General features: G+C 60.3%; 21 protein-coding genes. 14 read left to right on the top strand and 7 right to left on the bottom strand.

What is annotated here, in order from left to right; genetic code table 11:
* Position 1: 1 nt before the first annotated feature.
* The 5 genes from H6650_08460 (at position 2) to H6650_08440 (ending at position 9,616) form a co-directional block, all read left to right on the top strand.
* Positions 2 to 2,521 (top strand): hypothetical protein, encoded by a 2,520-nt coding sequence (locus H6650_08460; protein ID MCB8952031.1) that lies wholly within the window; start codon positions 2 to 4, stop codon positions 2,519 to 2,521.
* A complete protein-coding gene (locus tag H6650_08455) occupies positions 2,518 to 4,365 on the top strand; it encodes a glycosyltransferase family 39 protein (protein ID MCB8952030.1) in 1,848 nt (615 codons plus the stop codon). Before H6650_08460 ends, H6650_08455 begins: the two co-directional genes overlap by 4 nt.
* A gap of 141 nt (positions 4,366 to 4,506) precedes the next feature.
* Positions 4,507 to 5,124 (top strand): RNA polymerase sigma factor, encoded by a 618-nt coding sequence (locus H6650_08450; protein ID MCB8952029.1) that lies wholly within the window; start codon positions 4,507 to 4,509, stop codon positions 5,122 to 5,124.
* A gap of 40 nt (positions 5,125 to 5,164) precedes the next feature.
* The gene (locus H6650_08445; GenBank protein ID MCB8952028.1) at positions 5,165 to 5,668 is read left to right on the top strand and encodes a zf-HC2 domain-containing protein; all 504 of its coding nucleotides are present in this window, start codon (positions 5,165 to 5,167) and stop codon (positions 5,666 to 5,668) included.
* Between the two features lie 117 nt (positions 5,669 to 5,785).
* Positions 5,786 to 9,616 (top strand): TIGR03663 family protein, encoded by a 3,831-nt coding sequence (locus H6650_08440; GenBank protein MCB8952027.1) that lies wholly within the window; start codon positions 5,786 to 5,788, stop codon positions 9,614 to 9,616.
* A 157-nt stretch (positions 9,617 to 9,773) separates the two neighbouring features.
* Here the strand turns inward: H6650_08440 and H6650_08435 are convergent, their stop codons facing one another.
* From H6650_08435 to H6650_08410, 6 genes are all read right to left on the bottom strand, one after another.
* Positions 9,774 to 10,385, bottom strand: coding sequence for a methyltransferase domain-containing protein (locus H6650_08435; protein MCB8952026.1), 612 nt, complete (start codon positions 10,383 to 10,385; stop codon positions 9,774 to 9,776).
* Between the two features lie 92 nt (positions 10,386 to 10,477).
* Positions 10,478 to 10,732: a hypothetical protein gene (locus H6650_08430; GenBank protein MCB8952025.1), complete on the bottom strand. Its 255-nt coding sequence runs from the start codon at positions 10,730 to 10,732 to the stop codon at positions 10,478 to 10,480.
* A complete protein-coding gene (locus H6650_08425) occupies positions 10,720 to 11,031 on the bottom strand; it encodes an AAA family ATPase (GenBank protein MCB8952024.1) in 312 nt (103 codons plus the stop codon). The genes H6650_08430 and H6650_08425 overlap by 13 nt, the downstream gene beginning before the upstream one ends.
* A gap of 79 nt (positions 11,032 to 11,110) precedes the next feature.
* Positions 11,111 to 11,680 carry a winged helix DNA-binding domain-containing protein gene (locus tag H6650_08420; GenBank protein ID MCB8952023.1) on the bottom strand — a complete coding sequence of 190 codons (570 nt, stop codon included), beginning with the start codon at positions 11,678 to 11,680 and terminating at the stop codon, positions 11,111 to 11,113.
* Positions 11,677 to 12,138 (bottom strand): pilus assembly protein CpaE, encoded by a 462-nt coding sequence (locus H6650_08415; GenBank protein ID MCB8952022.1) that lies wholly within the window; start codon positions 12,136 to 12,138, stop codon positions 11,677 to 11,679. The genes H6650_08420 and H6650_08415 overlap by 4 nt, the downstream gene beginning before the upstream one ends.
* On the bottom strand, positions 12,122 to 13,249 hold the full coding sequence (locus tag H6650_08410) for a histone deacetylase family protein (GenBank protein MCB8952021.1): 1,128 nt from the start codon (positions 13,247 to 13,249) through the stop codon (positions 12,122 to 12,124). The genes H6650_08415 and H6650_08410 overlap by 17 nt, the downstream gene beginning before the upstream one ends.
* Before the next feature lie 671 nt (positions 13,250 to 13,920).
* Here H6650_08410 and H6650_08405 point away from each other — a divergent pair.
* The 5 genes from H6650_08405 (at position 13,921) to H6650_08385 (ending at position 21,243) form a co-directional block, all read left to right on the top strand.
* Complete coding sequence (locus H6650_08405; GenBank protein MCB8952020.1) at positions 13,921 to 15,963, top strand: pilus assembly protein; 2,043 nt, start codon at positions 13,921 to 13,923, stop codon at positions 15,961 to 15,963.
* A complete protein-coding gene (locus tag H6650_08400) occupies positions 15,960 to 17,264 on the top strand; it encodes an exo-alpha-sialidase (protein ID MCB8952019.1) in 1,305 nt (434 codons plus the stop codon). The genes H6650_08405 and H6650_08400 overlap by 4 nt, the downstream gene beginning before the upstream one ends.
* Positions 17,265 to 17,274: 10 nt before the next feature.
* The gene (locus H6650_08395; protein MCB8952018.1) at positions 17,275 to 17,946 is read left to right on the top strand and encodes a hypothetical protein; all 672 of its coding nucleotides are present in this window, start codon (positions 17,275 to 17,277) and stop codon (positions 17,944 to 17,946) included.
* A gap of 88 nt (positions 17,947 to 18,034) precedes the next feature.
* Entirely contained in the window at positions 18,035 to 19,186 is a 1,152-nt protein-coding gene (locus tag H6650_08390) for a pilus assembly protein (protein MCB8952017.1), read from the top strand.
* A gap of 92 nt (positions 19,187 to 19,278) precedes the next feature.
* Entirely contained in the window at positions 19,279 to 21,243 is a 1,965-nt protein-coding gene (locus tag H6650_08385; protein MCB8952016.1) for a hypothetical protein, read from the top strand.
* A gap of 125 nt (positions 21,244 to 21,368) precedes the next feature.
* On the opposite strand, the gene queG is transcribed toward H6650_08385, so the two are convergent.
* The gene (gene queG / locus H6650_08380; protein MCB8952015.1) at positions 21,369 to 22,538 is read right to left on the bottom strand and encodes a tRNA epoxyqueuosine(34) reductase QueG; all 1,170 of its coding nucleotides are present in this window, start codon (positions 22,536 to 22,538) and stop codon (positions 21,369 to 21,371) included.
* Positions 22,539 to 22,714: 176 nt separating this feature from the next.
* Between queG and H6650_08375 the strand changes: the two genes are divergently transcribed.
* The 4 genes from H6650_08375 (at position 22,715) to H6650_08360 (ending at position 26,899) form a co-directional block, all read left to right on the top strand.
* Positions 22,715 to 23,062 (top strand): STAS domain-containing protein, encoded by a 348-nt coding sequence (locus H6650_08375; protein MCB8952014.1) that lies wholly within the window; start codon positions 22,715 to 22,717, stop codon positions 23,060 to 23,062.
* 75 nt (positions 23,063 to 23,137) lie between these two features.
* A complete protein-coding gene (locus H6650_08370) occupies positions 23,138 to 23,590 on the top strand; it encodes an ATP-binding protein (protein MCB8952013.1) in 453 nt (150 codons plus the stop codon).
* A 2-nt stretch (positions 23,591 to 23,592) separates the two neighbouring features.
* On the top strand, positions 23,593 to 23,940 hold the full coding sequence (locus H6650_08365) for an STAS domain-containing protein (GenBank protein MCB8952012.1): 348 nt from the start codon (positions 23,593 to 23,595) through the stop codon (positions 23,938 to 23,940).
* Between the two features lie 64 nt (positions 23,941 to 24,004).
* Positions 24,005 to 26,899, top strand: a complete 2,895-nt coding sequence (locus H6650_08360; protein MCB8952011.1) for a SpoIIE family protein phosphatase — start codon at positions 24,005 to 24,007, stop codon at positions 26,897 to 26,899.
* Positions 26,900 to 26,963 lie beyond the last annotated feature (64 nt).

Below are 26,963 nucleotides of genomic sequence, written 5' to 3'. Positions count from 1 at the left end.
TATGAGTGATTTTCTCGCTGCATTTCGCTGGTGGCTGGTACTGATGATGTTAGGGGCGGCGGCCACACCACTGGCCTACGTTGTCCTTGCCCGCCTGCCCGACCGCGGCTACGCCTTCGTGAAAATGCTGGGGCTGCTCATCATCAGCTACATCTTCTGGTTGTTCGGCTCGTTGGGCTTCCTCAGCAACAGCACGGGCAGCATCATCCTGGCCTTGCTGGCGCTGGCGGCCATCTCCTTTGGCATTTATCGGCGCGGCGATGGGGGCCTGCGCCAGTGGCTACGCGAAAATCGGAGGCAGGTATTGCTCACGGAGGTCGTTTTCGCGGCCACGTTTGCCCTTTGGGTGTGGGTGCGGGCGCACCACCCCAGCATCGCCGCCACGGAAAAGCCGATGGAGTTCGCCTTTCTCAATTCCGTCAATCGCAGCCCATCCTTCCCGCCGTTGGACCCCTGGCTCTCCAATTTTGCCATCAGCTATTACTATTTTGGCTATGTGATGACGTCCGTGATCGCGCGGCTGGCGGGCGTGGCGTCGCCGGTGGCGTTCAATTTGGGCATTGCCTGGCTGCTGGCGGGCACGGCCACGGGCGCGTTCGGGTTGGTGTACAACCTGGTGCGCAGCGAGGGGGGACGGCGGCTGGCATGGGCTTTGGGTTTGACGGCGGCGCTGGCTTTGCCAATTGCCGGCAATATGGAAATCCTCCTCGAAACCCTTCATGGCAACAACCTCGGCTCCGCCAACTTTTGGCAGTGGCTGGACGTGCGCGACCTCAATGGCCCCGCCACCAACAGCCCTCGCTACGACAGTCCGGCGTGGTGGTGGTGGCGCTCTTCCCGCGTGATCAACGAAACGCGACTCACCGGGGAAGTCGAACAGGGGCTGGAGCCAATCGCCGAATTCCCCGGCTTCAGCTTCATCCTCGGCGACATGCACCCGCACGTGCTGGCGCTGCCATTTGCCTTCCTCAGTCTGGCAGTGGCGCTGGCGTGGTGGCTAAAGCTGACGGAGGAGGAAAACCCGCCTTCTCCGGGATTGGACGCACCCACCGTCTGGGCGACCGCGCGCGGAGAAATCCAGGCCGTGGGCGCGCCGCTATGGGGGCTGACGGTGCTGGTCCTGGGCGGACTCTCTTTCCTGAACACGTGGGACGTGCTGATTCACCTGTTCGTCGTTCTTGGCGCGTATGTGTTGGCCCGCTGGCGGCGGCGGGGGCGCTGGCAGGGCAGGTTGCTGGCGCAGGGGCTGTTGATGGGGTTGATGTTGGCCGTGCCGGCAATTCTCCTCTACCTCCCCTTCTATCTTGGCTTCCGCTCCCAGGCCGGCCCCCCGTTCCTCCTCCCCTTCCTCATGCAACCCACGCGCCTGGCCCAATTCCTCATCATCTTCCTCATGCCGCTTTTCAGCATCACGGCGCTACTGCTGGTGCTGGCTGCCCAGGCGCGGCTGCGTGGCTGGAAAACGGGATTGATTAGTGCCGGCATCACCATCACCGGACTCCTCCTTCTCCTACTGCTCTTCATCTGGCTCTTCGGCATCAGCCCGGATGGCGCCGGGCGGCTCACCAACCTGGGACGCGACCTAAACATCCCCTTACTCCCCCTCGGCGCGGACGTCACCGTCGGGCAGCGGCTCTCCTGGGGATTCTCCGCCCTATTCGCCCTGCTGCCCGCCATCCTCTCCGCGCGCGTTGCCGTCCCCTGGCTCACCCTCTTCCTGGCAGCCATCATCGGCCTCGTCGTCATGGGGCTAGTCAACCATCAGCAGCCGGAAAAACCCACCCCCACCGCCAGCCGCGTCCTGCCCTTCGTCCTCCTCCTCATCCTCACCGGCGCGCTGCTCACCCTGGGGCCAGAATTCGTCTACCTGCGCGACAACTTCGGCCAGCGGCTGAACACCATCTTCAAATTCTACTACCAGGCGTGGGTCATGTTCGGCGTGGCCGCCCTGTATGCCATCGCCACCCTGCTGCGGCGCGCCAGGGTCGGCGGCATCGTCGTCACCGTTGGATACGGCCTGCTGCTGGCCGTGGCGCTCACCTTCCCATATCGCGCCTACCTTTCCCGCGCCGCTGAATATGGCAGCACGCCCACGTTGAACGGGCTGGCCTACAAGGAACGCTTCAACCCGGACGAATACGAAGCCATCATGTGGCTGCGGCAAAACGTGCAGGCCATGCCCACCATCCTGGAAGCCGTAGATGGCTCCTACACCGAAGGCGGGCGCATTTCGGCCAATACCGGGCTGCCCACGGTGTTGGGTTGGCCCGGCCACGAAGGGCAATGGCGCGGCAACAGCACCACGGAACCGAGCGACCGCAAGCCGCTAGTGGACCAGATTTATACGGATACGAATTGGCCCGCGGCGGAAGCATTGCTGAACCGATACGGCGTGGATTACATTTACGTGGGCGGCCTGGAGCGCAGCAAGTACGGCGAACAAGGGCTGGATAAGTTCGCGCATCTGGAAATAGCTTTTCAAAACAGTAGCGTGACCATTTACCGTTGGCAACCGCAATGAAACAATCACAGCATAAAGACCGAAAACCCCCGATGGCGGCGGCAGCCTCGTCGCCAGCCGTGGTCATGGACGCGGAACGTGTCGCGCCGCCGCCGCCCCTCGTCGTGCGGCTGAATCTGGCGCAGGTGGCCCTGGTCATCTTGCTGCTGCTGGGCGCGCTGGCCCGTTTCGCCAACCTGGACCGCATCCCGCTGGCTCCGGTTGAGGCGCGGGAGGCGCTGGCGGCGTGGCAGCGATGGCAGCCAGGGGTGAACAGTCCGATGTTGCCCGCCAGCCCCGCCTACTACAGCCTGACGACGCTGCTGATGGCGTTCACGGGCGCGTCTGATGTTACGGCCCGGTTTGTGCCGGCATTATTCGGTCTCGCGCTCGTTGGTCTGCCCTGGCTGCTGCGGCGGCGCATCGGCGTGTGGGGCGCGCTAATTGCCAGCCTGGCGCTGGCCGTCTCCCCGCTGCACACCTTCGCCGCCCGTTCCGCCGACGGCGCGACCATCGCGCTCTTTGCCGGCATGTTCCTCGTCCTCAGCCGCCTCCGTTTTCTGGAATTCGCGCAACGGCACTGGTTTTATGGCCTGTGGGTCGCACTGGGGCTGGGATTGGTGAGCGCGCCCCTGTTCTACTCGGCGCTGGTGGGCATCCTGCTCGCCTGGGTGGCCCAGGCCACGCTCGGCCCGGCGCTGGTCACGGAAACGCCCTTCCCGGAGCAGCGCATCATCCGCAACGGGATATTAATCACGATGGGGGTGGCGCTGGCGTTGGGGACGTTCTTCTCGTGGTATCCTGCCGGCATTGGCAGCCTGGGCAACATTCTTGGACAATGGCTGGGTCGGTTCGGCTTCCCCGCCGGCCTCAGTCATTGGGCAGACCCGATCCTCGTTTTCGTCCGATACGAACCCCTTCTCTTTATCTTTGGCCTGCTGGGTGTGTTTTGGGGACTGTGGCGGGGAGAGGCCATGCCGGCATTTCTCGCCTACTGGTTCGTCGGGGCACTGCTCGTCGTCCTCCTGCAACCCGGCAACATGGACAACATCCTCCTGCTTGCGCTTCCCGCCAGCCTACTCACCGGCACGTTGATTGACAACATCCTGCGGCAAGTGAGCGAATGGACCGGCACAGACACCGGCGCGCAGAAATGGGGCGTGGCCCTGTTCCTGCTCCTCATCGCCGCCGGCGTCATCGCCAGCCTGGCGCGCCATCTGGAAGTCATCCGCTACGCCACCCCCGACAACATCGACTATTACAACTTGTGGATCGCCACCATCCTCGCCGTCTTTGGCCTCGCCACCATCGCCTACCTTTGGGTATGGGACCATGTGCTGGCGCGGCAGGGAACCGCCCTCGGCCTGCTCGCCTTCCTCGTCATCTTCACCTGGGGAACCAGTTGGTGGCTCAACCAGACCGCCGCCAACGACACGCGCACCCGTTGGGTGGCGGAAGCCAGCGACGACGAACTGCCACTGCTGGTGCGCACCATCGAAGAGTTCTCCCGCCAGACGCGACAATCTGGTGACGGCCTGAACATCTTCTCCGCCGTCGATTCGCCCGTGCTGCGCTGGTATTTGCGCGATTTCGCGCGCCTGCAAGTGAGCGACGCCACGCCGTCGGAAGCCACCAACGACGTCATCATCACCCCGGCAAACGGGGAGCAATCCTTTGGCAGCGACTACGTGGGGTCCGATTTTGGCCTGCTGCGCCCAGACACGCCAATGGCGTTTGATGCCCTCGGCGCGGCGCGTGGTTTATTGTTCCGCGACGCAGTCACGCACGCGAATGGGGCGCTGCTGCCCGTGCCCATCAACGAAACCCGCGTCATCGTCTGGCTGCGGACGGACCTTTTCCGCTAAAATGGCCGACACATTCTACGACCATCGTAATAATAAATCATTGGGTAACTGCCAGGCCAGATTGGACCAATTCTCTCTTCGGTCCAATCTCCAAAGAGCGTTCGTAGATACGGGCATTATTCAGATTTCGACTGGAGCATAATGAGTCAATTATCGTCATCCGAGGCGCTGCTGTGGCCGCCCTTGAGCGGGACGCCTACCGCGGACGCGCTCCCCGACCATACGAGAACGTTAATCGCCCGCTGCCTGGAGGGTGAGGAAAGCGCCTACGCCGCCCTCTACCGCCTGTACGCGGGCGAAATCTACCGTCTTTGCTACAGCCTGTTGCAACACCGCGAAGATGCGGAAGAGGTGCTGCAAGATGCGTTTGAGTACGCTTTTCGCCGTCTGGAAACGTACCAACCGCAAAAATCCGCTTTCAAGACATGGCTGTATCGCATTGCCATCAGCCGCTGCCGCAATAAGCGGCGGCGCAAATGGCTGCCGACGTTTTCCTTGCAGCAGCTTGTGGGGGATGACGTGAGCGATGATACCGCGCCGGACCCCGTGGAGCGGGCGGCGCTGTCGGAGCAGCAGCGGGAGGTGTGGCAGGCATTGAAGCAGTTGTCGCCGAAGTTGCGGGAGACGGCGGTGCTGCGCTATTACGAGGGGTTGGCTTACGCGGAGATTGGCGAGATTCTGGATATTTCGGCGAAAACGGTGGAGTCGCGGATGCGGCTGGCGCATAAGGCGTTGCGGGACATCCTGGCGCATGAGTAAGGCAATGTTTGCGTAGATGAATGGTGATTCGGTGTTGACGATGGAACAAGCACACGTTTTCAACTTGATTTCAGATTATGTTTTGGGGCTGCTGCCGGCATCTGAGCGGCTCCTTGTCGAACAACATGCGGCGGGGTGCGGTTTATGCCGGCAGCAACTGGACAGTGAACGCGCCCTCAGCCGGCGTCTGCACGACACCCTGGCGGCGCTGCCCGCCCCGCATCCACTGCGGCTGGCGCAGTGGCAGCCCACGCCACCGGCCCGCCGCCGGCCCGCCGTTTTGCACCATGTCTGGCACAAAGGATGGGTGACGATTGGTTTGTTGGTGATGATTTTTGCCGGCACGCTCTACCTGCGCCCTCTGGGCGACAAGCACAACACCCTCTGGCCCGCCCCCGGCCCCTACGTCATCGCCACGGCCACGGAGCAACCCACCATCACCGCCACCGCCACGAAGACGGCCAACCAGATCGACCCCGCCGAAACGCCCACCGTCGCCGCCACGCCCATCGCCGCCCTGCCCATCCTCACCGGCAGCGAGTGATCCGTCGCGCAAGCGCGCCATACATGAGACACTTTCTGACCTGAAATCGAGCTTTCGGGAAGGTTGTCGTGAAGCTCATCAGGCACATTTTTGAAACCACGAACAGAGCAAACGCCTATGACCGAATTGATTACACCTCCGCCCGCCGCCCCCCAACCGGTGGCCCCCGCAACTGACCGGCCATCGCCGCAAAGCCGCCTCTGGACGGCGGCCCTGGTCATCGATTGGGAAAAAGCCCTCTACTTGTTGTTCATCGCGCTCGCCTTCATCACCCGTTTCTGGGGGTTGGGCGACCGCGTTATGAGTCACGACGAAAGTCTGCATACGCAGTACTCCTATCAATACTACATTGGCGACGGCTACGAACACACGCCGCTGATGCACGGCCCCTTTCTGTTCCACGCCACCGCCTTTTCCTACTGGCTCTTTGGCGCGGCCAATGACTTCACCGCCCGCGTGCCCGTGGCCCTCCTCGGCGTCCTCCTCGTCTTCATCCCCTATTTCCTGCGCGATTGGATCGGACGAAAAGGCGCGCTATTCGCCAGTTTCCTCTTCCTCATCTCTCCCTACATCACCTACTATTCCCGCTACATTCGTCACGACATCTACATCATCATCTGGGCCATGATCGTCGTCATCGCCATGTGGTATTACATGCGCCAACGGCAAGAGAAATACCTGTATTGGTTTGCCGCCGGCGTGGCCTTGATGTTCTGCACAAAGGAAGTCTCGTTTATCTACGTGGCTATTTTTGGCAGTTTTCTGGTGATGCGCCTGGCCGTCTTGCTCTGGACGAGTGATTGGTTCCGTGACGCTTTGCCCAAACTATCGCAGGCGGCGATTTTATTGGGCGTGGCCATTCTCCTCTTGGGTGCGGGCTTTGGCGGCAAATACATAACCGGGCGCGAGGTGGCGAGTCAGGCCGTGCCGACGGAGAGCAGCAGCGGCTTTGCGGCGAATCCAAATGAGGCCCAGCCCGCGGCGGACACGGGAACGGCGGGTGGCAATGGGATAGTGTTTCGCTGGTTGGAAATTGCCGGCATTGGCGCTTTCGCCGCCGCCATCCTCATTGGGGTATCCAAACTGCGCCCGCGGTTAGACGACTATCCCGAATTCGACCTCATCCTCCTCTTCTCCACCCTCGTCCTCCCCACCGTTTCCCCGCTGCTCACCACCCTCGCCGGCTGGAATCCCCGCGACTACAGCTTCAACCAATGCTACCCGCCGGGCAGCGAAAACCTCTCCTCACTACAACTCTTCTTCGCCCGCATCACGGATGGCTCCTGCTACAACGCCTTCTTCACCTCCGGCCTGGTGCGCTCCGGCATCTTCCTCGTCTTCACCCTCATCGTCGCCATTCTCGTCGGTCTCTGGTGGAACAGACGACGCTGGCTCATCGCCGCCGCCGTCTTCCACAGCATCTTCCTTATCCTGTACACCTCCGTCTTCACCAATCCCGGCGGCTGGACCAGCGGCATGATCGGTTCGCTGGGGTACTGGTTGGAGCAGCAAGGCGTGGCGCGCGGCGGCCAGCCCTGGTTCTACTACTTCTTCGCCATGCCGTTTTATGAGTTTCTGCCGCTGCTGCTCACGCTACTGGCAGCCGCGTATTGGACCAGGCGGCATCGTCTGCACCAGATAGCCGGTTACTGGTTGGGCATACTCACGGGTGGGCTTTTTGCCGGCAGCATCGTCAACCTCCTCGTCTACCGCGGCAAAGTCGCCCAGGCCATCGCCCTGGCTAATGCGCAGGCCGAAGGCGCGGGGCAACCTCTGCCCGATCCTCTCCGCATCCGCGCCGACGTCCCCACCAGTTGGACGCCATTGTTGATCACCTTCCTCGTCATCGTCGTCGTGGGCCTGGTCTACTGGTTTCTCGTCCGTCGCGGCCAGATTCGCGCCAAATACCAGTTACAGGACGGCGAGTACGGCCACGTCAGCGCCACCACCTTCGTGGATTTCGTCCCCTTCCTCTTCTGGTGGTTCCTCCTCACCTTCGTCATCTACACTGTGGCCGGGGAAAAAATGCCCTGGCTCAGCACCCACTTCGTCATCCCCATGGCCCTGGCCGGCGGCTGGTACTTGCAGCAGCGATTTGCCGATTTTCACCTGCGCGACCTGTGGAACCGCCACGCCTTCCTCCTGATCGGCGTCAGCGTCGCCCTCGTGGGAGCGGCATTCCTCGCTTTTGGCCCTTTGCTGCTGGGCAAAGTCCCATTCGGCCAACAAGAGCAGGCCAATCTGGCCGCGGTGGGCCGACTGCTGGGCAGCTTCCTCATGTTCGGCGGCATGGTGTACGTCTGGCGGCTGGCGGCGGCGCGTAGCGAGGCTCCCAACGGGGAGGCCGCCATTCGCCAGCGCATCCCCCTGATCACCCTGCTCATCATCCTCGGCGCCGTCACCATTCGCTTCACCTACATGGCAAACTTCCCCAACGCCGATTACACCAATGAATTCCTCGTTTACGCTCATGGCGCGCCTTCCACCAAAGACATCGTCATGCAGCAGATCGACGAGCTATCTCTGCGCTTGAATGGGGACAAGAGCATGAAGGTGGCCTTTGACAATGTTAGCTCCTGGCCCTACCTCTGGTATCTGCGGGACTATCCCAACCGCATCTATTACGGAGAGAATCCGGGCAGCAATATCCTGGACGCGCCCGTAATCCTCGTCGGCGACACGAACTATAGTAAAGTTGAGCCGCTGGTAGGCGAAGATTATGAGATGACGAGCCACATTTTCCTCTGGTGGCCGATGGAGGAGTATCGCAAGCTGGGGTGGAATGCCCTTATTGGCGACAATCTGACTCCGGCGGATCAGCGGCGCGGACTGGGCAAGCCCGCCGTGCGCCAGGCGCTGTGGGACATCTTCTGGCTACGCGACTACACGCAATACGGCGAGGTTTTCGGCGGCAGCTACACGGCGGGTCAATGGCCGCTGCGTCGCCCGCTGCGCCTGTATATCCGCAAGGACGTGTACGCGGATTTGTGGGACTATGGGGCGGCGGCGGCGGCGTATGAACCGCCCCCCAATCCTTACGCGGAAGGGGAATTGACGCCGGTTGCCAGTCTGTCGATTGGCACGACGGGGTCGGGTCCGGGGCAGTTGATGGGGCCGCATAATGTGGCTGTGGCCGGTAATGGGATGGTTTATGTGCTGGATGCCGGCAACAGCCGTGTCGCCGTCTTCAATCCAGATGGATCATTTGTCACCAGTTGGGGGCAGGCGGGCGACCAGCCGGGCCAATTCAACGACCCCTGGGGCATCGCCGTCAACGACGAATTCGTTTTCGTGGCCGATACCTGGAACTACCGCATTCAGAAGTTTACGCGGGACGGGCAAGTCGTCCTCACCTTTGGGGCCAGCGGCTCCCCCGCCGAAGGACAGAGCGGTGGCGGCCTCTTCTACGGCCCGCGTGACATCATCCTCCTGCCCGACAACCGCCTGCTGGTCACGGACACGGGCAATCATCGGCTGCAACTGTTTGACCAGGACGGCAATTTCCTGCAATCGGTTGGTTCCCTGGGCAGCCTGCTGGGACAAATGCACGAACCCGTGGGACTGGCGCTGGGGCCAACCGGCGACATCTTCCTGGCCGATACGTGGAACAGCCGCATACAGCGCTTCTCCGCGGACCTGGTTCCGTTATCGGAGTGGAAAATCAGCGCCTGGAAAGGGCAATCCATCGTTAACAAGCCCTACCTGGCCGTGGACAGCGGCGGTCGCCTCTATGTAACCGACCCCGAAGGGTATCGTATCCTCATCTTCAACGCCGGCGGGCAATATCTGGGGCGGTTCGGTGCGTTCGGCACGGATCTGTTGCAGTTTGGCCTGCCGCAAGGCATTGCCGTGGACGCGCAAAACAATGTGTACGTCGTGGACAGCGCCAACAACCGCGTGCTGAAATTCAATGCCGCCGACATCGGCGGCAGCCTCCCCACCCCCTGAGCCAAGAGGTGCGACGCACACCTGGATATGCGTCGCACCTCGTCATCTACCAGCTTGTTGGAATAAGGATAGAACGCGGGTTTCCACGGCCAAAAGAGCCGGAATCCGCGTTTTTCCGCGCCCCCCAAAAACAGCGGCCGGCATCTCCGATGGCTTGCTAGTCGCGGGCAAAGGCGATAATGCGCCAGATGCGGTAGTGGTCCTGGTGAATCGGGCGCAAGCCGGCCTCCTCCGCCACGGCCAACACCTGCGGCAGCGGATGGAGGAACGGGTGATAACCGCTGCCAATCAAGGTGAGGGCCGCGTCCAGGGCGCGAAAAGGCCAGCGCACCCACCAATCATCATAGGGGAAGCTGATGACCATAAGATGGCGCGCCCGCCTCGCCGCCGCGCCCAGCAGCGTTTGCAGATAGGGGTAGCAACAAATCACCCGGTCCATAACGACTACATCCGCGGCCGCAAACGCCTCTGGCTCCTGCGCGAAATCTCGCTGGAAATAGTTGACGGATTCCGTCAGGCGCAGCGTTTCCGCATTAGCACGCGCCGCCGCCAGGGAAGCCGCCGACGCATCAACGGCCACGGCCTGCCGCACCACATTGCGCCGCAGCAGTTCCTGGTGCAGTCCGCCCGTGCCGCAACCGACGTCCAACAGGCTCTCCGATTCGTGTCCGTGCGTGGCAACCAGTGCCGCCAATTTGCCGGCACGCGGGTCCAGGCCATTCCGCAAGTAGTCACGGGCCACTCGCTGTGCCCGCTCCTCATTGAACATACCGTTTAGATTATTGACTTCTTTCTTTTGACAACAGGGACATACCATAGTGTGCAAATCGACGAAGAGTGAATACCGGAAACAAGAGAGCTTCAGGAGGGCGAAACCAAAAGGTGGTTTAGCCAGGCGACAAAATCGAGGACTAACGGAGAATCGTCTGAGAGTGCTTTGGCCGTGATCGCCCTTCCCATGGGGAGGCCTGGTGTTTTCTGCCAGGCAAGCCACGTATGGATAAATGCTTTGCTACGCTGTTTTGCATACAGATTTAGCTCTCTAGCTTCGAGTTCATCCAGAACGTTATTAGCAAAAGGTGCAAGCGGGTCCATTTGCGGCACTAAAAAGCGCACAAAATCTTCCAGTTCACCAGGCGAATTGAGGCCCCATCCTGGAGCGCATGTCCAGAAAAGATGTGCGCGACCTCATAGGCACGACGGCGCGAGCTTCCCACAAACGAAATTTCGCCACGCATTTCCAGTATTTGAAAAAGCACATCAAACGAGTCCTGACTGACCAGCAAGAAAACGGCTTCGAGCAAACTGCTTTTGCCGGCATTGTTCTTGCCAACGATCAGGTTCACACGCGCCAAATCGCCAATCGAGAAATCCTTGAACAGCCGAAAATTCGTGATGTGTACATTCTCAAGCATTATTGCGCTCCTTTCTACAGGAAGCCATTATACATAACAGCATGGTGAATACACAATCAGAATCTAAAGTGACACGCTATCAATGTTCGCGCCAGGCGAATACGGCCTCGCCCCCGTTTTGGCCGGCATGACAGGCTAAACCACGGTGTACCAGCTCGCTGAAGATGCCGCCCCAGGAAGAGAGCATGGTATCGCTGAGACCAATGTCGGCGGCGCGCAAGTCGGTGCGCGTCATGGTTTGGCGCTGGCGCAGCAAGTCCGTCACGCGGCGGATGCCTTCGTGAAATTCGGCGACGTTGCCCCCATTTTTGATCATGCGCCGCTCATAGTAGGTCATGCCTTTTTGCCAGGTGGCAGCATAAATGAGGGGCCATTCATCACTGCAATGCAGGTGCAGGGTGCTACGGAAGCTCCACAGTTTGACCAGGGTGCGGGTTTTGTGCAGCATTTGGTCAAACGCGGCATGATCGAGTTGGGGGGTGCGGTGCCAGAGGGCGAGGGCGGATGCCGGCAATATCTGCGCCTGCACCCCCACCAATCCCGCCACCACCGCCTCCGCGGATGGCAGCGGGCGCGCCAGCCCGGAGCGACGAAAGCGAAACCAGCGTACCTGTCGCGCCGTCACGGCCAATGGCCCGGATTGATTCACGCACCGCCTCCTTCCAGCAAGAAAAGAAGCGCCAGACCATAAGCGTCAACAGCTTCCAGCGCCGTGAAAGCGCGCCCGCCAGCCAACAGCGCCAGACGGCATTCAAACCGGTCGGGGTGGCAAAGAAGGGTGACGGCGGGCTGCGGCGCGTCCGCCAGGCGCACTTGCAGCAGGTGGCGCAGTTGGGACTCCGTGGGCAGCCAGAGCGCGTCCGCCTGTAGCACATAGTCCAGCGACCACTCCACCGCGCCGTTGAAGGTGAGGGCGGGCCATCCCTGTTGAATCTGCACGTCAATCGTCATGTCGCTAAGGACGAAGACGCGGTCATCCAGGCCGCTATCCGGGATGGCGAAGAAATCGTGCCAGGAAGGCGTCCAGACCAGCCCGGCTTCTTTGAGCCGACGGGCCAGAGCAAGGTCAATCACAGGGGCCTGTCGCGGTCTATTGTCGGTACTCATGGGCAAGTCCTTCGGAATTCGTGGGCAGTGGATGGTGGATAGCTGGTGGTTGGTGGTTGATAGTTGATGGTTCGGGGTGTAGCAGGCCGTGGAAAAAGGCTACGGCGTGCGCGCCGAGGGTGTCCAGGCGATACCCCCCCTCCTGGATGACGACCGTGGGCAGGCGCAGGTCGGCAAAGGCCGCGCCTATTTGCCGGAACGAGTCGGCTTCCAGGCGAAAGGTACCGGTGGGATCGCCGATGGCGGTGTCCAGGCCGAGGGAAATAAGCAGGGTGTCGGGTTGGAATTGGGCCACCCTGTCCAGGGCGAGGCGCAGGGCCGGGAGGTAGGCGCGTTCGTCGCACCCCAGCGGGAGGGGCAGGTTGAGGTTGCTGCCGCGTCCGGCTCCCACGCCGGTTTCGTCGGCGTGCCCCCAGTAGTAGGGGTACTCGTCGTAGGGATCGGCGTGCAGGGAGCAAAACAGCACGTCGGCGCGGTCATAGAAAATGGCTTGTGTGCCGTTGCCGTGGTGGTAGTCTACGTCCACGATGGCGACTCGCTGGCCCTGACGCGCCAACCAGTCGGCGGCGACGCCGGCATTATTCACGTAACAAAATCCGCCAAAACGATCCGCGTGAGCATGATGACCGGGGGGGCGACATAGCGCATAAGCCACCGGCTGCCCATCGCGTACACTGGCGGCGGCAGCCAGGGCCGTTTGGGCACTCCAGTAAATGGCCGGCCATGTGCCGGCAAAAATCGGAGCCGACGTATCAAAACAGTACCAACCAAGCTGGCCGTAAATCGTGCGCGGCCAATGGCGTGGGCGCTCACCCACGCTGTACGTGTCGGGAATGACCACGCGCGGCGCGCCGGCTTCCACGGCAAATCGTTCGTAGGCCGCTTGCAGGAGAGCGAGCATCCGGGCATCATGCACGCGCAGCAGCGGTTCCAGACCGCCATCCGCGGGCACGCACTCCGTCACCAGGCGCGCGGCCAGCAGCGCATCCCGCAACAGGCGAGCGCGCCGCGGAACCTCACAGTAGTAGCTCTCGCTATGCGTGCCCGGCTGCCGCAGTGGTGTGGGGTCATGCCCTTCGTGCTGGGCGGCGAAAAACATCGGTGTTGTCATCCAACCTCATTATCTCGCTGAATGTGGCATTCATTTCCATTGTAGCACCTTTGCCGTCATACCACAGGGAATAGGCTCATGGTCCTACCGGGCAACTGATTGTAACGCAAAGCACACTCACAGTGTAAGCCCACGCCTATACTGAGCGGTGAATACCGTGCCGTTTAGGCGCAAGGACCATTTACCTACGATTGCCGCTCCCAGCAAGGTATCCTGCTTACTAATTGTCAGTACAATAGCGAGGCACATCGTCACCGGCTGTACTTAATTAAGCCTCAGGGGTGCATGGACCACCCAACCTTCCCGAAAGCTCGATTTCAAGCCAGGCGTGTCTTGCTTTTCAAGTCAATTAGGTATCTTCTCAATGAAGTGGGGCGAAGTTGGTTGAGCCTGTCGAAACCAACGGCCTTCGACAAGCGCAGGCCGCGGTTTCCCCGAAATATCGAGAAGTTACTCAGTTAGCGTCAAAACAGTTTTCGGGACGATGGTAGTGAACAGATACTGTATTTTTTGACATTCATCGGACGCCGCCAATGCCGGCATCTTGCCCCTGATTTCGCCACTTTTCCGCCAGATCAGCGGTTTCTTGCGCCTGACCACGGCACGCGGACCGTCGCACCCGCAAGGGAATCCAGGCATTATTCGTATTCATCCGCAAATCAGGTCTATTGATGATGAGCAACCACAGAAAAACAGAACGCGGTCAAACGCTGGTGGAGTTTTCGCTCGTAATCATCGTGCTCCTCATGTTGGCTTTTGTGATTATTGAAAGCGGACGCATTTTGTGGGCATGGAACACGGTACAAAATGCGGCACGTGATGGCGCGCGCTACGGCAGCACCGGTCAATTCGACCCCGCCTTCCAGTTTGAGCATAACCCGCGCGTGGCCTCCATCAAAGCCGTCACGCATAACAACCTGGCCGGGCTGCGCCTGAACGAAGACGCCGGAGCGCTCTACGAAGATGAGTATTACTACAACATTGAGGTGCTGGGCGTGCCGCTGACGGACACCACGCAGTTCTACCCGGATAATGCCGGCGGTCCCGGTCTCCCCCTCGTGGTGCGCGTTACCTATCGCGTGCCGTTGATCGCGCCCGTCCTCAGCGGCATCATCGATTCGATTCCCGTAAAAGGGCAGTCGGTTATCAATAATGAGCCGTTTGGTTCGCTGGGTAATTCCGACCAGGGCCAAGGGTTGCCTCCGCCCGTGCCCATCATTCCCACATCCGGCCCTACGCCAACACCCAGCCCCAGTCCGACGGCCACGGCCACGGATACACCGGGTCCCACGCCGACCGGCACGGCGACGAATACGCCCCCGCCGGCCCAGGTTTGCGCCACGCGATTTGAGGGCGATTTAATTGCCGGCACGGACTTCGCCAACGTCACCGGCGAAATTGACGAGGTCGTCACCGTCATCGATCTGAACACCGGCGACACCCTCGGCTCCGACGTATTGGTGGAACTGGCGGGTCACGCCTGCCACGGCTTCACGGACTTCTTCCCCAACAACCTCTCGCAAACGCTGATCCTGGGACACGTCATCCTGGTGCAATCCTCCAACGGCACGGAGGACACGGCCATCGTCATCGGGGCCACCTCCACCCCAACCCCCACGCCGACGACCATCCCCACCACCTCCCCCACCCCCACCCTCACGCCCACGGCCACCCCTTCGCCCACGCCCGTCAATCCATACATTGCCCTTTCCTCTGATTGCGGCACGGGACCGGCGGTGCAGTTCACAGTATTTGGCTTTGGCTGGCCCAATTCGCTAGATGTGAACCTGTTCTTTGATAACGACCTGCAAACCATCATCCCCGCCGGGCATGGCGGCTCGCTGCCACCACAGACGTGGTCGTTCCCCAACGTAAGCAACGGTCTGCATCAGGTCAAGGCCATCACGTTGAACGGGCCGCAAGATGTCGTCGATTACCTGGTTCCCTGCCCGAACATAACCCCCACGCCGGCCACGGCCACCCCCACCAGCACACCCGCGCCGGCCGACCTGGTGTTCGTGGGGCCACCCGTGTTAATCAGCACGCCACCTATCGTCGAATACCGCCCGCTGGATTTCAGCGTTTCCATCAGCAATACCGGCAACATTGACATTAACGATCAGTTCTTTGTAGACCTCTATTTTGACCCGCCGCTGGTGTTCAGCAACACCATTCCGCTGACATACAGCGTGGGCTACATGGGCATTAGCGCCCTGCCGGGCGGCCAGGGACGCACGCTCTATCTGCGCACCTATGACGGTTTCTCCGGCAACCTGTCCGAGCATTATGTTTATAGCATGGTGGACTCGCTGGAGGAAATCAGCGAAGGAGATGAGTTTAACAATATCGTCGGTCCCACGGTGATCACGAACGTGGTCCCCGGTCCCTCGCCCACGCCGACGCCAGCCCCCATTATCGGCACGAATTCGATCAGCGGCGTGGTCAAGGCGCGGTTGAGCGACTGGTTTGTGCAGTATCGCGCGGTGGTGAAGTTGATTAACGCCTCCACGGGGCTGGTCATGGGCACGACGCTGACGGATGAAGATGGTATTTATGAGTTCCTGAATCTGGCCGATGGCACGTATACGCTGGTGGCATGCCAACAAATTGACAATATCTGGTTCCAGGGATTGCGTACGAGTATCGTCGTGCCGCCGTCCACGCCGTTGGCGGATATTTGGATGCGAGATCAGCAGTTAGGAGTATGCCCGTGATGTCACGATGGACGGTGCGCGCCGGTTTGCTATTGTTGCTGGCGGGAGTGCTGTGGTTGGGAGGAGAAATGCCGGCACAAGCCACCCCCACCACCGCCAACAATGCCCCCACCTGGGAAACCGCCCCGCCAGGCAATCTCGTCTCCCTCAACGCCAACCTCGGCGCCGACCGCGCCGTCATCCGCGTCGCCCCCAACGGCCAGCTCATGACGGTCTTCAATCGCTACAACACCGCCATCGGCGACAAACAACCCGACCCCTACTATAGCCTCTCCAACGACGATGGGCAGACATGGTCCCCCCCTGCACCCATCTACCAGAGCGGCGGCACCACCTCCCTCTACGTCACCCTCACCTACGACGCCAACAACGCCGCCCACGCCGTGTGGGTGGAAAACCTCGCCCTGGCATACTCGAAGAAATCTAACTGGCCCGGCGAGCCAACCTATCTCTCCGAACCGGAGGACTCACCCGGCGCGCTCCATCCCCAGCTTGTCTCCAGTGGCAGCAACACACTCGACGCAGTCTGGGCGGAAGGAAGTGCCAGCACGCCCAGGATATACCATAAACGTTCGACCAACGGCGGCAGCAGTTGGACGGCGAACACCATCCCCCCATCTCCCTACAATGCCAGCTACCCTAGTCTTTCGATTGGCCCCACGGGCAAGCTGCATATGGTCTGGGAAGACAACCTCCTGGATGAGTTCCGCGTCTACTATGCCGAAGGCACGCCTGCCGGCAGCACCGTCTCCTGGAGCAATCCGATTCTGATCTCTGGCAGCCTGACGAAAGCACGACGACCGCAAGTGCTGGTCAACGGCAATTCCGTCATGGTCACGTTCACGCGGCGCAACTCGGACAACCAGCAGTGGATTTACCTGACGGAATGCACGGGGCAATGCCTGGACGCAAACAACTGGGACAATGCCGGCATCATTTCCGGTCAGGTCGTCGGCGTCAACACCACCGACCCCACGATTCTTATCTCCAGTATGCTACAAATTGGCCCCTGCACCTTCGTCTACTTCCACGGAACCCAGCCCTCCGCGCCGCCGCCGCTCAATGAAAACGAACTCATCTGGGGCGTCAACAGTTGCGATGGGTGGGGCGCGCTGCGTGATGAAGTCACCCTCGCCAGCGCCCGCTCCCTCTATCCCGTCCTGGCCGCTTCCGAGGACCATCTGCATCTGGTCTACGAAACCAATAGCACCGGCAGCCGCCAGATATTTCATATGCGCGCCCTCCCACCCGCCGACGTAAACGCCCCCGTCTTCCTGCCCTTCGTGGCCAGGAGCAATTAAGCCCTCTCCTATGCGTCGTTCCGAAGTCTTGTTAGGCACACTCCTCGTCGCCATCATTGCCGTCATTGGCGTCACGGCGCTCCTCCTCTGGTTCCGTCCGGCCCTGAGTAGCATCGGCGTCGTCAGCGCCCTGCCGACCTCCGCACCCATTGTCGCCGAGGGCAGCATTGTCCAGGAACGGAACACGCCCGGCTACACGGCGCAGATGGGGTACGCCGTGGCGCAGAGCCGGGCCACTGCCTGGCGCGCCGATGCCGTCTTGTTAAGCACATCCGCCACCTGGCCCCCCGGCAGCAGCCTGGGCGAGATTCTTTCCGGCCAGGTTGCCTGGGGTTTCACTTTTTACGCGCCAGACGCGAACCTGGTGTCGATTGTGTCCGTCGCCAATCAGGCAGCCACGCTGTCCAACCAGCAAGAAGCCTACGGCATGCTCACGCCGCTGCCAGTGGAAAATTGGCGCATTGACAGCGATGACGTGATTCAGGCGCTGTTCAACGGAGGCGGCAACGAGTTTTTGCGGCAAGAAGGGGCGGCGACGCTGACGATTACGTTAACGTACAACCCGACGGCGCAGCGCGTGGAGTGGTTTGTTTCTTTGATCGCGCAGCGGACGGGTCACTCGCTAACTATGTTGGTCAATGCGGCGGATGGCGCCGTGCTGGAAGTGGAACAGATTCCGTGATTGGAAGAGCAGGCTAATAATGAAATGCAGCAGATTATGGACCTCAAGAGGTGAACGTGGTCAGAGCCTGGTGGAAGCCGCTCTGATTATGCCGATTTTGGTGTTGTTTATTGCCGGCATTGTCGAATTCAGCAACCTCGTCATCACCCAAAACCGCGTCAGCACCGCCTCCCGCGCCGCCGCCCGCTTCGGCGCCAACGGTGGCGAAGACGAAGGCATGGTACTCGTCGCCCTCAACGCCGTCACCGACACGATGGACCTCTCCCCCGAACGTTGGGATATGTGGGCCATCCGCGGCGAAGTCAACGGGGACGGCGACGGCTTCGTGAGCTTCCAGGCTGACCACGTTTACGGAGCCATGCAAACCGCCCGCTACACCACCACCCTCACCAGCATCCTCAGCGGCACGCTCCAGGCGGAAGTGCTTTATCGCCTCCAACAAGAATTCAACGGATCGGAAATCATCATCAACCCAGGCCAAGCCGCCGAATTAAAATTCATCGGGATGCTCGTCCTCTACGATACCAAGTTCATTCTCGGTCTGGATAGTCTCTTCGACCTCGTCAACAGCGCCAAAACCATCCGCCAGTTGCACGTGATGCGCCGCACCGGGCTAGACATTGAAACCACCAACGGCTGCACGGGGGTCTTTCCCATTGGCATTGAAGCAAACATCCGCAGCCTCACGCCCGCCAGCTACCCGGACGAAGACGAATTCGACTATCCCAATCCACCGCCGGTTCTCGCCCAGTTCATCAACAACGTAGGAGACGTTCCGCTCGACGAAGCGAACGAAGGGTACGTATACAAGCTGGATTTTGGCTATGGACCCGGCGATTTCTCCTGGCTGCAATGGCTGCAAACCACCCCCGATAACGCAGCCACACTCGCCGCCAGCCTGCAGTGGCCGGGCGACAACCACTTGCAGTTTCATGACTATTACGAGAACGACGACGTTCAAATGCACATCGGCGACTGGTCGGCCATCAATACCGGCAACGATATCTGGTCCGCGAGCAGCATCATCAGCACCATAAGCAGTGATATTGACGCCGACCGCAGTATGCGACTGATCATCTGGCATGAAGGATTCAACAATGGCCAGGCACTGAAGATCGATGGGTTTGCCATTTTCCAGGTAGCCGGCTTCCATTTCGATCCCGCGAATCCGGGTAACTCCTGGCTGCTCCTGCAATTTATCCGCCACGACGCCTCCTGCGGCCAGACCATAGCGCCGTGATGAAACAGGCGTTTTGAAAGCGCGTCGTCGCCGCGGATTGCCTGGCCGTCTTGTGGGACCGGATACGACTTTTTGCGAACGGTGAAATGACAATGGAAAGAAAAATAACAGCGCACGAAACCTCCGCGGACAGCCAGCGTGGACAGAGTCTGGTGCTGGTGGCTTTGATGATCATTGGTTTGGTGGGGTTTGTCGGGCTGGCGGTGGACGTCGGCTTCGTCTTTGCCCGCCGCGCCCAACTGACCGCCGCTGTGGACGCAGCGGCCCTGGCCGGGGCGACGGAAGTCGTCGGGCCGGGCGGCATTGGCTCCGCCAACACGCGCGCCCTGCAATATCTGCACAGCAACGGCGTCCCCGCCGACGTCACTTACGGCACGTTTTTCAGCGACGCCCCCCCGCCGGACCTCATCGGCGTCCAGACCTACGTGATCACCGTGACCTGGCCGGTGGATCTCTACTTCTTGCGCGTCCTGGGACGAGACCACGTCAATCTTACCCGTTCGGCCACAGCGGCCTATTTCCCGCTGGCGGATATTTACGCCAGCCGCCGCGTCGAGGATGGCGCGCTGACGACGTCCAACCAATCCGTATTCGGACCACACATTTGCACGGGATATGGCGACCCTGTCTCCCCCGCGCCGGACCACAATCCGCAGTGGGGCGTGCAGCAGGGGGTTTATCATTACCGCATCATGATTCCGCCGGATTATCCCAGTAATATCTTGCGGGTGGAGTTGTTCGATCCGGATTCCATCAATCAGTCACAAAATAGTCATGCTGTTGCACACACGGATGTGGCGATTAATGCCGGCATGCCACCCGTCGAACAACGACAATGCGGCAACACCAGCCGACAGAGCGCCTGCCTGATCAACACCAATGAGGTCAATCTGCCCGACGTTTTGCCCGAACAAATCAACCTGTGGTGGTTTGTCCGTATTGACGAAAACCGCGGCTCAGGATCACCTCCGGGCAATGGAAACTGCGGGCAGCCCGGCTCCTACGACGTCGAATACAATACACGCACCCTCTACTCTCTCTTCTACTACGCGCGCCGCCCGGATGGAACCATCGAACGCATTCCCCTGGCCCAATACACGGGGCAAACCGACGATCCCGCCCAGGACTACGACAAAGTGAATAACACCGCCTTCGCCGACCACCACACAGACATGCAGTGGACGGCGCCTGGCGGGCGCGCCATCTACGACCAGTTAGCCGCCGTCCCCACCGACTGCGGCAGCAACAACGGCGGCTACTCCGTCCCCGGAACAGGGGACGGGGGCAACCCGGAACGGGAAGGAGCAACAGGCCGCTGTTACATCCCTGGCGCACCAGAGCAACCCCTATACAGCCCGCCAAATCCGGGCAACGGCTTTGAAATTGACCTGAACGTCTACAACAACATTCTCACGGACGAGACAACAGGCAGCCGCTACATCTACCTGGATGTGCAGACGATCTGGGGCGCATCGGAAAATGGTTTTGAAGTATGGGCCGGACCGCCCAATTACACGGGAAACGTTTCCGCCAACGTCAACGTGCGCAACGTGCAGATCGTCAACGAACCAGGCATACACAACTCCAAAGGCGCCACGGTCTTTGGCATGGGGCGTTTGCCCATGAACTCCAACTACAATAACCGGGTTTCCATCCCCTTGATTTACGTCGGGCCAGAATTCGCCGGAGAAACGATTTACGTGAGCATGTTTGATCCGGACGCGGGGGCCAAGCCGCCGATTGATTTCTACTTCGACAGTATCCCCTTTGCCGACTACCATATCACATATGGGGAAGCAAACGACCCTGACGGACGTTGCTTCGACGGGGGCAACAGCTATGACAACGAGTGTAACAACCACTGGGTAACGCCAGACTTCATCGTGCCCATCCCTGACTTAACGAATGACCCCATTTGCCAGGTAGACCCGGATAATAACCTGGACATTTGTACTCCGTTTTATGGCGGACGGCTGATGGCTCGTTACAAGGGCGGCCAGAATGATACTTACAGTTGGCGCATCATTCTCACCGGCTTGCCCTATCTGATCCACTAGAACAGTCAACGAGAAACGATTCTTTCACTTTTCGTGACTGCTAACTCTCCCGAGGGCTGAGCTTGTCGAAGCCCGTGTCAGCCCCGTATTGCCTTCGACAGGCTCAGGCAACGGGTTCGTCGTCATCATCTTACGGCGTCTGTTCCTGCTCTACAGGCCAAAGCGTCGCCGATTTCGGCGCGCACTTCGACGTTTATCTCCTGATCCAGCGCGGCAGCCAATCCCTGCCGCGCTTTTTCATGTCCAATGCGGCCCAATGCCCAGGCAGCGTGACCGCGCACGAGAAATTCGGGATCGGCCAACAAGGACAGCAATTGATCTAGTAATTCGACGCTGGCGTAATTGCCGGCATTCACGCAAGCATTCCGCACCAATCGCGCCCGACCAATCCGCCGCACCGGCGAACCTGCAAACCGCCGCTGAAACATCCCCTCATCCAGCGCCAGCAGCGTGGACAACCGGGGAGCCGCCTCCTCCACGCTCCCAGGCCGAAAAGCAGATTCCACCGACTCCGGCGCAAAGCGATTGAAGGGACAAACAAGCTGGCATACGTCACAGCCATAAACCCAGTTGCCCATCAAAGGCCGAAACTCACGCGGAATCCACCCCTTCAGCTCAATCGTCAAATAAGAAATACAGCGGCGCGCGTCCAAAACGTAAGGTTGCGGGAAAGCATTCGTGGGACAGGCGTCCAGGCAGCGATGGCATGCGCCGCAGGAGGGCATGAACCGAGGAGCCGGGTCGGGCGGCAAAGCAGCCGTCGTCAACAGTTCGCCCAGGAAAAACCAGGAGCCACGCCGTGGCCCAATGAGCATCGTATTCTTGCCCACGAAACCCAAACCCGCCTGCTCGCCGTGGTCGCGCTCCAGAATCGCCCCCGTATCCACGTACACCTTTTGCGAGACGGGATCGGACGTCGCCCATGAGAGCCAGTCGGCCAGAGCGTGCAGTCGCGGCGTCATCAGGTCGTGGTAATCCGCGCCCCAGGCGTAATTGGAGATGCGGCCACGGGCGGGGTCATGGGCAATGTGGGGAGGGAGCTTGATGGTTTCGTAGTCCAACCCGACGCAAACGATGCTACGCACGCCAGGGAGAATGACGTTGAGGTCCTGACGACGGAGTACGCGGTCGGGGCGGGCCATGTACCCCATGAGGCCGTGATATTCCTGGGCGATCCAGTTGAGGTATGCGGAGAGGCGGCGGGCGGATTGTGCCGGCATAATCCCCACCATACTAAACCCCAACCGCCTCGCCTCCGCCTTCAACGCCACCGACAAGTCCATGACGCCCATCATACCCCTTTTCGTCGTGGCTGTGTAGCCGCCTGTGCGCCGTGTGGTATAATGCGGGAGCAGTGCTGTGGGGGATCAGGCAATCCGCAAACCAATAGCCTACACCTGACAGGCAAGCGCGTTATGCCGTCAACAGTCAGACAACGAAGACAGTAACCAGCTACAACAGGAGGAACAAAATGTCCGATCTTGCTATTTCCGTCCAAAACCTCAAGCGCGTCGATGTCGTCACCGTATCCGGACGCATTGACAGCAGCAACTATGGCGATCTGGACAACGCCTTGCAAGAATTGTTCGCTCAAAACCGCTTCATGCTCGTTTTGGACCTCAACGGCGTCAATTACATCAGCAGCGCGGGTCTGCGCATCCTCGTCTCTGGTCTGCGTGAATGCAAAAAAGGCAAGAGCGACGGCAACCTGGTCTTGCTTGCCCCCTCCGAGCGCGTCACCGAAGTATTGGGGCTGTCTGGATTGTCCGAACTCTTCCGCAGTTACGAGAAGGCGGTTGAGGCCGTCGGTAGTTTCTAGGCAAGCGCAGCCCGACCAATCACCTCCTGTATCCCGCGTCTGCTCACAAGAGCGGACGCGCCCATTTTTTAAGCGATGAGTCGCAAACGCAGCACCACCTTCCCCGGACGTTACGAACGCATCGGCGACATCTGCGATTTTGTTCTCGAAGGAGCCACTGAAGCAGGTTTCGATGCGGATGCCGCCTTTCAGGTGAATCTCGCCTGCGACGAGGCGTGTACAAACATCATTGAACATGCTTACGATGGGGATGGAAATGGCGAGATTCACGTCAGTTGGGAAATTGGCCCCGAAAATTTTGTGATCACGCTGAAAGATAAGGGGGAGCCATTTGATCCGAATGCAGTTCCTGAACCAAACATCCCTTTTGCCCCAGATATGATGGAACAGATTCAGATTGGCGGCCTGGGACTACACATTATGCGTCAGGTGATGGACAACGTCAGCTTCCGCTTTGATGAGAATGGAAATACGGTGACGATGGTACGGCGATTGCCGGCAAAACCAACCCCACCGCCCCAGGAATAAGCATGACCATCTGGCAGCAAGCATCCGCGCAAGATACCTGGGTCGTCGGCGTGCAAGGCCGCCTGGCGCAAGAGCAAAGCATGGCGTTGGAAAACGTCTTGCGTGACCTGCTGGACCAGCAGCGCAGCCGCCTTGTCGTTGACCTGTCGCAAACGAGCTACATCAACAGCGGCGGCCTGCGCACCCTGGTCACAGCCTGGCGCATGGCCCGCCAGCAAGGGGGAAACCTGGTCCTATGCGGCCTCAACGAGCACGTGCGGGAAATCTTCGAGATGGTCGGCTTCGACAAAGTATTTCAAATCTTCCCCACGTTGGAAAAGGCCACGATAGCCTGGGAGGAGAAACCGTAAATGTGCCGCGCACCTGCCAGGGGTCGCATCAGCTAACGCCGACTAACGACGAGCGAATGAGGGCATGTTGTTCTCTATAGAAGCACAAACGGGCGGCCTGACGTGGCCGTCTATTTCATTTGCTTTGCTGTTGGGCAGCCTCGTTGCCAGCGCCATTGTCCTTTACTGGCGCTACCGCTCTCGGCAGCAGTTGATGCAGCGTGTCAGCCAACTGGAAGCGTTGCGGGAAGCCAGCAGCGCCATCGTCGCCGCGGAACTGGACGTAGAAGCCCTCTGTGAGTTGATTTACCACGAGGCCGGGAAGGTCATAGAAAACCGCACCTTTCAGGTAGGGCTGTTTCAGGACAACCAGTATGCCATCAAAATCTGGTATATTGAAGGCCAGAAACAGATCCCGCGCACGTTCGATTTGGGGTCCAATGGGGGACTGGTGGGCTGGGTGCGGCAGGCGCGCGAGCCGCTCTTGATCTCCGACTTCGCCAAAGAGATGGATGAATTGCCGGCACGCCCCCTCTACGTCAGCGATCATCCCCCCCGCTCCGCCCTCTTCATCCCCATGATCAGCGGCGAAACCGTCATCGGCGTCCTCGCCTCGCAAAGCAGCGCCCCTAACCGTTACCACCAGAGCGATTTGCAGCGCCTGGGCATCATTGCCAACCAGGCCGCCAGCGCCATCGCCAACGCCGACCTCTACCAGCGCGAACGCACCCGCGCCGCCCAACTGGAACTCGTCGGCCAGATCGCGCGGCAAGTCAACGCCGTGCAGGACCTGGACGAAATCTTCCAGCGTGTCGTTCTCCTCACCCACCGGCAGTTTGGCTTCCATCCCGTCAACATATTTGGCCTCAACGGAAGCACGGGGGAAATCGTCATCGAAGCCAGCAGCGCCAACAGCCTCGTTTCCGGTGACATTTGCCTCCGCGAAGGGGAGGGATTGATCGGCAGCGCCATTCAAATGCGCCGCACCATCAACGCCCGCGACGTGCAGGAAGATGGCCGATATATCGCCCAACTGGGGCTGCCGGACATTGACCCCATCGCCGCCTATACGCACTCCGAAATCGTCATCCCCCTCATCGTGGACAAAGAAGTTCTGGGCGTGCTGGACGTACACAGCCCCACCCTTAACGCCTTTTCCGGCCAGGAGCAAACCGTGCTGGAAGCATTGGCAGCCCAGGTCGCCATCGCCATCCACAAAGCGCGCCAGTTTAACCGCCAGCGCGAACAGGCCTGGCTGACTACGGCGCAATTGCAAATGGCGGAAGCCATCAGCCGCAGTGAGGACCTGGACGACCTGCTGGACAGCATCACGCGCCTGACGACCTTACTCGTGGGCGTGGACATGTGCGCCATTCTCTTGTGGGACAGCGACGACGCGACCTACACGCCGGGACGCATTTATGCCGACCATCCGGAAGCGCACACCCGCTTTGCGGAGATGCGGCTATCCGTTGGCGATTGGCCCCCGCTCGATGCCGTCCACGTGGGCATGGAATCGCTGACGACGGAGCAAGCCCCACCCTGGCAGGCCGCGTGCGCGCCGCTCACGCTCTATCCCTTACTGGCCAAAGCGGAGATGCGCGGCGTGATGATCGTCAAACCGCCTCCAGGGCGCAGCGCCGCGCAGGAACTGCTACAGAACTTTAGCAATCAGGTGGCCCAGGCCATCGATAACGCGCAATTGAGCATCGCGCAGCAGGAAGAAGCATGGGTGAACACGGCGCTGCTGCAAGTAGCGGAAGCCGTCAACAGCTTGATTGATTTGCAGGATATTCTCTCCACGATTGTTCGCTTCGTGCCCATGCTCATTGGTGTGGAATCCTGCATCGTGCTTGTGTGGGACGAAGAAAAATCCGCGTTCCACGCCGGTCCCAGTCACGGCCTGAGCGACATGGCGCGTGGTCTGCTGGAGACCTTCGAGATTCCCAGCAAGGAAATAGCCCCCCTGGAAGCCAAAGAGTCAGGACTATTCGGCCCCTCCGCTACGTACTACACGCTCTCGCTGCCACCGTGGCTACAAACGGCTCTGAAGTCATCAACGGCTGCCGCGTTCCCGCTGCACGCGCGTAACCGCCTCGTGGGGGCATTGGTCGTCGGTCCGCCACTCAATGGCTACATCTCCGGTCATCGCGCTCTTTCGGGACGTCGCTTGAGCATTCTTGCCGGCATTGCCCATCAAGCATCCATTGCCGTGGTCAACGATCAGCTCTATCGGGAGGCGGCGGAGCGGGACAAACTGGCGCAAGAACTGCGCGTGGCTCACGCCATCCAGGCCAGCCTTATCCCGCCCGGCAGCCCGGAGATCCCTGGCTGCCAGATTGCCAGCTACTGGCAGGCGGCGCGGGATGTCAGCGGCGACTTCTACGACTTTATGCGCCTGAACAACGGGCGTTGGGGCATCGTCGTTGCCGATGTGGCGGACAAGGGCATGCCGGCAGCCTTGTTCATGGCCGTGAGCCGCACAATTTTGCGCGCGGTTTCGCACAATCGCGTCAGTCCGGCGGAAACGCTGGAGCGGGTCAACGAGCTTCTGTTTAATGACACGCAGACGGACCTGTTTGTGACGGTCTTTTATGCGGTCTGGGATCCGCCCACGGAAACATTAACCTACGCCAATGCGGGGCACAATCCGCCCTTGTGGCTGCGGAAGGACGGGCGAGAAATGCTGCTAAGTCCCACCGGGATGGCGTTGGGCGTGTTGGAAGAGGTGAAGATCAAGGAAAAACAGACGCGCCTCTCGCCGGGAGATGTGGTTGTGTTTTATACAGATGGGGTGACGGAGGCGATGAATGAAGATTATGATGAGTATGGAACGGAGCGGCTATGTTTGGCGGTGAAGGGGGCGCGGGAGAGAGATGCTGCCGGCATTATCGAGGCCATCACGCAGGGAATCACCGACCACGCCGGCGGCACGCCCCAGTTCGACGACGTGACCATGGTCGTCATGAAACGGACCTGAACGAACCGTAACCATTCAGCCTCATCTTCCCGGAAGCTGCTCTCCAGGGCCATCATCCGTGACG

It is taken from the genome of Ardenticatenales bacterium, from assembly GCA_020634515.1.
Taxonomy (GTDB): Bacteria; Chloroflexota; Anaerolineae; order Promineifilales; family Promineifilaceae; genus JAGVTM01.
Note: the sequence above shows the minus strand (reverse complement) of the source record. Positions and strands in the feature narration are given on the sequence as shown.

Coding starts and splice junctions, on each gene's coding strand:
- H6650_08460 (MCB8952031.1), top strand. CDS start 2: ATGAGTGATTTTCTCGCTGCATTTCGCTGGTGGCTGGTACTGATGATG.
- H6650_08455 (MCB8952030.1), top strand. CDS start 2,518: ATGAAACAATCACAGCATAAAGACCGAAAACCCCCGATGGCGGCGGCA.
- H6650_08450 (MCB8952029.1), top strand. CDS start 4,507: ATGAGTCAATTATCGTCATCCGAGGCGCTGCTGTGGCCGCCCTTGAGC.
- H6650_08445 (MCB8952028.1), top strand. CDS start 5,165: ATGGAACAAGCACACGTTTTCAACTTGATTTCAGATTATGTTTTGGGG.
- H6650_08440 (MCB8952027.1), top strand. CDS start 5,786: ATGACCGAATTGATTACACCTCCGCCCGCCGCCCCCCAACCGGTGGCC.
- H6650_08435 (MCB8952026.1), bottom strand. CDS start 10,385: ATGTTCAATGAGGAGCGGGCACAGCGAGTGGCCCGTGACTACTTGCGG.
- H6650_08425 (MCB8952024.1), bottom strand. CDS start 11,031: ATGCTTGAGAATGTACACATCACGAATTTTCGGCTGTTCAAGGATTTC.
- H6650_08415 (MCB8952022.1), bottom strand. CDS start 12,138: ATGAGTACCGACAATAGACCGCGACAGGCCCCTGTGATTGACCTTGCT.
- H6650_08410 (MCB8952021.1), bottom strand. CDS start 13,249: ATGACAACACCGATGTTTTTCGCCGCCCAGCACGAAGGGCATGACCCC.
- H6650_08405 (MCB8952020.1), top strand. CDS start 13,921: ATGATGAGCAACCACAGAAAAACAGAACGCGGTCAAACGCTGGTGGAG.
- H6650_08395 (MCB8952018.1), top strand. CDS start 17,275: ATGCGTCGTTCCGAAGTCTTGTTAGGCACACTCCTCGTCGCCATCATT.
- H6650_08390 (MCB8952017.1), top strand. CDS start 18,035: ATGCCGATTTTGGTGTTGTTTATTGCCGGCATTGTCGAATTCAGCAAC.
- H6650_08385 (MCB8952016.1), top strand. CDS start 19,279: ATGGAAAGAAAAATAACAGCGCACGAAACCTCCGCGGACAGCCAGCGT.
- queG (MCB8952015.1), bottom strand. CDS start 22,538: ATGATGGGCGTCATGGACTTGTCGGTGGCGTTGAAGGCGGAGGCGAGG.
- H6650_08375 (MCB8952014.1), top strand. CDS start 22,715: ATGTCCGATCTTGCTATTTCCGTCCAAAACCTCAAGCGCGTCGATGTC.
- H6650_08370 (MCB8952013.1), top strand. CDS start 23,138: ATGAGTCGCAAACGCAGCACCACCTTCCCCGGACGTTACGAACGCATC.
- H6650_08365 (MCB8952012.1), top strand. CDS start 23,593: ATGACCATCTGGCAGCAAGCATCCGCGCAAGATACCTGGGTCGTCGGC.
- H6650_08360 (MCB8952011.1), top strand. CDS start 24,005: ATGTTGTTCTCTATAGAAGCACAAACGGGCGGCCTGACGTGGCCGTCT.